At 36.4% G+C, this 3874-nt stretch carries 4 protein-coding genes; 2 read left to right on the top strand and 2 right to left on the bottom strand.

Translation table 11 applies throughout. The features are described 5' to 3' along the window. Both AB1630_11085 and AB1630_11080 read left to right on the top strand, forming a co-directional pair. On the top strand, positions 1-2068 hold a 2068-nt coding region (locus AB1630_11085; protein MEW6104336.1), incomplete at its 5' end, for a right-handed parallel beta-helix repeat-containing protein. A 338-nt stretch (positions 2069-2406) separates the two neighbouring features. Next, complete coding sequence (locus AB1630_11080) at positions 2407-3093, top strand: hypothetical protein (protein ID MEW6104335.1); 687 nt, start codon at positions 2407-2409, stop codon at positions 3091-3093. Between the two features lie 83 nt (positions 3094-3176). Here the strand turns inward: AB1630_11080 and AB1630_11075 are convergent, their stop codons facing one another. Continuing rightward, entirely contained in the window at positions 3177-3461 is a 285-nt protein-coding gene (locus tag AB1630_11075) for a hypothetical protein (protein MEW6104334.1), read from the bottom strand. Between the two features lie 242 nt (positions 3462-3703). After that, positions 3704-3868, bottom strand: a complete 165-nt coding sequence (locus AB1630_11070; protein MEW6104333.1) for an OmpA family protein — start codon at positions 3866-3868, stop codon at positions 3704-3706. Positions 3869-3874: the final 6 nt, after the last annotated feature.

Raw genomic sequence — 3874 nt, 5'->3', positions numbered from 1 at the left:
GGCAATAAGCTTAATCGGCAAAAATGCAACCATTACAGCATCTGGTCTGGATGAGACAAACACGGTAACCTTTAGTGGAATAAATACAAATTTTGCAACCATTACCGGATTTACCATAACTGGGGCAGGTGGAGAGTGGCCAAATGGTAATGGGATATATTGCAATAATGGCTCCCCAAGCATTACAAACAATACAATATTAAACAATAGAGGGTATGGTATTCTCTGCTATTCTTCCTCGCCCTCTATTATAAACAACACCATATCAGGGAATGGCTATGATGGCATCTACTGTGATAATTCTTCTCCACAAATCATCAATAATACAATATCGGGAAATAGCTCTGGCATCTCCTGCAAATCTTCCTCCTCGCCACTTATCACAAACAACACCATATCAAGGAATGACGGGTATGGCATCTCCTGCTACGGCTCCTCCCAAACTATCACTAATAACACCATATCAGAGAATAATGGCTCTGGCATCTACTGCGGCTACTCCTTTACACTTATCATCAATAATACAATAATGGGGAATAATGACTATGGTATCTGGTGCTGCTCCTCCTCCTCAAAAATCATAAACAATACAATCTCAGGGAATAATTGGTATGGCATTTATTGCAACAACGAGTCCTCACCACCTATCACTAACAACATAATTGAAGGGAATTGGTGCGGTATCTCCTGCGAGGATTCTTCTTCAAATATCATCAATAATACAATAGCAAAGAATAAGTCTCATGGAATTTATTGCTATTCTTCATCCCTAACTATTTATAACAATATCATTGTAGAAAACGGCACATCAAGCAATAATTGTTATGGCATCTATAATGACAATGGCAATCCCACAATTAACTACAATTGTGTCTATAGAAATGGCTTATCTACAACAAATAACTATTTTAAATGCTACGGCTATTATGATATATCCTTAAACCCTCAATTTCTATCAACTATGAACTATGAACTATCAACTAATTCTCCCTGTATAAATAAAGGCACAAACCTTGCCCCCCAATTGCCGAAGACTGACAAAGATGGAAACCCAAGGATAATAAATGGTGGGGTTGATATGGGTGCATACGAGTATGGAGGAAATTCTGTGATTGCCTTTGTTAGTGGTATTGTTATTGATATAAATAACAATCCATTACCTAATGTTTTGGTAGAATTTCTGGAGTTTTCAATGGTGGATAAAGTAAAAACAGATAATAATGGAAGCTTTACAATAGGATACCTTTCTTTTGGAAGCTATACAGCAAAAGCATCCTGCAATGGCTATTATCATTCATATAGAAGTATATCCGTATCTGGCTCTTACCAAACCACTATAACTATTACAATTAAAATCCAGGCAACAAATACAACTACCTTTTATGTTAGTCCTAATACATCGGGCATTGAGAATGGCTCATTGGAGCATCCCTATTCTATAATCCAGAGGGGTATAGATAGCTTTCCTTCAAATGGCACAGTTTCTGTTTTATCGGGAACATATCAGGAAGCAATTTATATAAACAAGGCAATAGCTTTGATTGGCAAAAATGCAACAATAACAGGACAAATAACATTTGAGGGAGGAAATACAAATTTTGCTAAAATTACAGGCTTTACAATAATGGGTGGAGGAAATGGAATACTTTGCAGAAATGGCTCTCCAACTATTACCAATAATATTATATCAAAAAATGGATATGGCATTAGTTGCTACTCCTCTTCCCCTTCCATTATAAACAACACAATATCAGGAAATGGTTATGATGGCATCTATTGCGAATACTCCTCCCCATTTATCATAAACAACATAATAAGTGGGAATAATCAAAATGGCGTTTCTTGTAAGGAATCTTCTCCTGCTATTTTAAATAACACAATAAATATAAATAAAGGCAATGGCATCTATTGTGAGAAAAAACCTTTTCCGACCATTTATAATAACATCATTGCAAGCAATAGCAATTATGGCATCTATAATTATTATGACCCTCATATATTGAGTTACCCTTGGCATAACTATAACTGTGTCTTTGGAAATGGTTTAAATGGAAATGGATTATTTTGAAAGGGGGCTCGGGGGAAAACATAAATAAAATGCAAAACTTAAAACGCAAAACGCAAAACTGTGGTAAGGATTTAAAAAAAATGGCAAAAAATTTGTTTGACACCCCTCTGAACACCCCGTCCCTTTGGGACACCCCTCTGAAAGAGGGGAATGAAGGGAGTTCCCCTTCCTTGAAGGGATGGCAGGCGAAGCCTGACCGGCGTAGTTTAAAGGCAATGTAAGATGAAGAAGCTATTGGCTTTAGAGGCACAGGATGGAAGTAAAAAAATTTTGTTTGACAAAGAGGAGGAAGGTTGTTAAAATTAAAGTTATGAATAGAATATTAGGAGGTGATTGATATGTCTATTAAAATTGAACAAAGGGTTGACGGCGTTGATAGGAGGATAGAAGCCTTATTAAGAAGCCAGGAGGAATTTAGGGAAGAATTCAGTAAGCTTCTAAAGGCTATGGCTGTAAAGGCTGATGAGCGACAAAAAGAGGCTGACAAGCGACAAAAAAAGATTGACGAGCAGCTTAAAAAGACAGACCAAGAATTAAGGGCTATGTTCAAGAAAACCGATAAAGAGATAGACAAGGTATCTAAAGAGGTAGGTAAGGTATCAGATGGTCTAGGAAGGTTTGCAGAAGGGTTAGTAGCCCCTTCTGTTTCTAAGCTATTCTTTCCCTTAGGGATAAAGATAACCCAAATTTTTCCAAGGGTTCAAGCAATAGAAAATAAAGAAGTTAAGGCTGAAATGGATCTATTATGTTCAGGCTCAAGAAATGGAAAAAGGGTTTGCTTTGTTGGTGAGGTTAAAACAAGGCTTTCTTCTGACTATGTAAAAGACTTCATAGATAGACTGACAAAATTCAAAGAATTCTTCCCAGATTATAAAGAGGCAGAAGTCATAGGATTTGTTGCTGGAATGACAGTAGAGGATAATGCAAAGAAATATGCAGAAAGAAAAGGCCTTTATGTCCTTGCACCAGAAGAAGATATGGTCAAAATCCTAAACAAACAGGGATTTAAACCAAAGAATTGGTAAGGAAATAAAGAGATTGAGATTGTTGTGCTTGTGAATAGGTGGAAATCTTGCTTTCCAAAACAGGGTGAGCATAACCCGAAGGGTTAGTCAAGCACAGAATGTGCCCCCCTTATTGGCATATTCACAAGGTTATAAAAAAACCTTAAAGGAGGATGATGTAAGATGTTTAAACAAACATTAAGAAGTAAAGGAATAGCTTGCGTGATTGCATTAGGCTTGCTTACTGGGATGGGATGGGCAGAAAAGAAGCCATTTAAGAATGAGGAGGGTTCTAAAGGAACCCAGGTTGAGGAGGACATACCGAAAGAAAAGATACCGATAGATTTTAATGATAAAGAAATGTGGGCAAGGTCATGTAATACTAACATAGGAGAATTAAAATATGAGGTAACTATTCAGTATATCGTATTTTATATGTTTGGCTGTTTTAAAATTCATCCATTCTATAATAAATCCCAAATCCCAAGTTCAAATGTCAAAAAAATGTCCAATTTCCAATGTCCAATATCATTTCAAATTATTGGGATTTGGACATTGGGATTTCATTTGTCATTGGGATTTGGACATTGGGATTTTTATTCTTTGGCTTCATTATTTTCCTTAACATTATCTAAACATATACATTCCTTATTTCCCTATAGGGTGAATAGTTACACCTTTTTTTAGAAAGCCCCCTTTCTGCAAGGTAGTTAAAGATAGCATTTGCCCTTTCTGATGAAAGCTCCCAATTTGATGGATAGCCCTTTGGTTTTATATTATCTGTATGTGCCTCAATAATTAC

Source organism: bacterium, from assembly GCA_040753555.1.
Classification (GTDB): domain Bacteria; phylum UBA9089; class UBA9088; order UBA9088; family UBA9088; genus JBFLYE01.
Note: the sequence above shows the minus strand (reverse complement) of the source record. Positions and strands in the feature narration are given on the sequence as shown.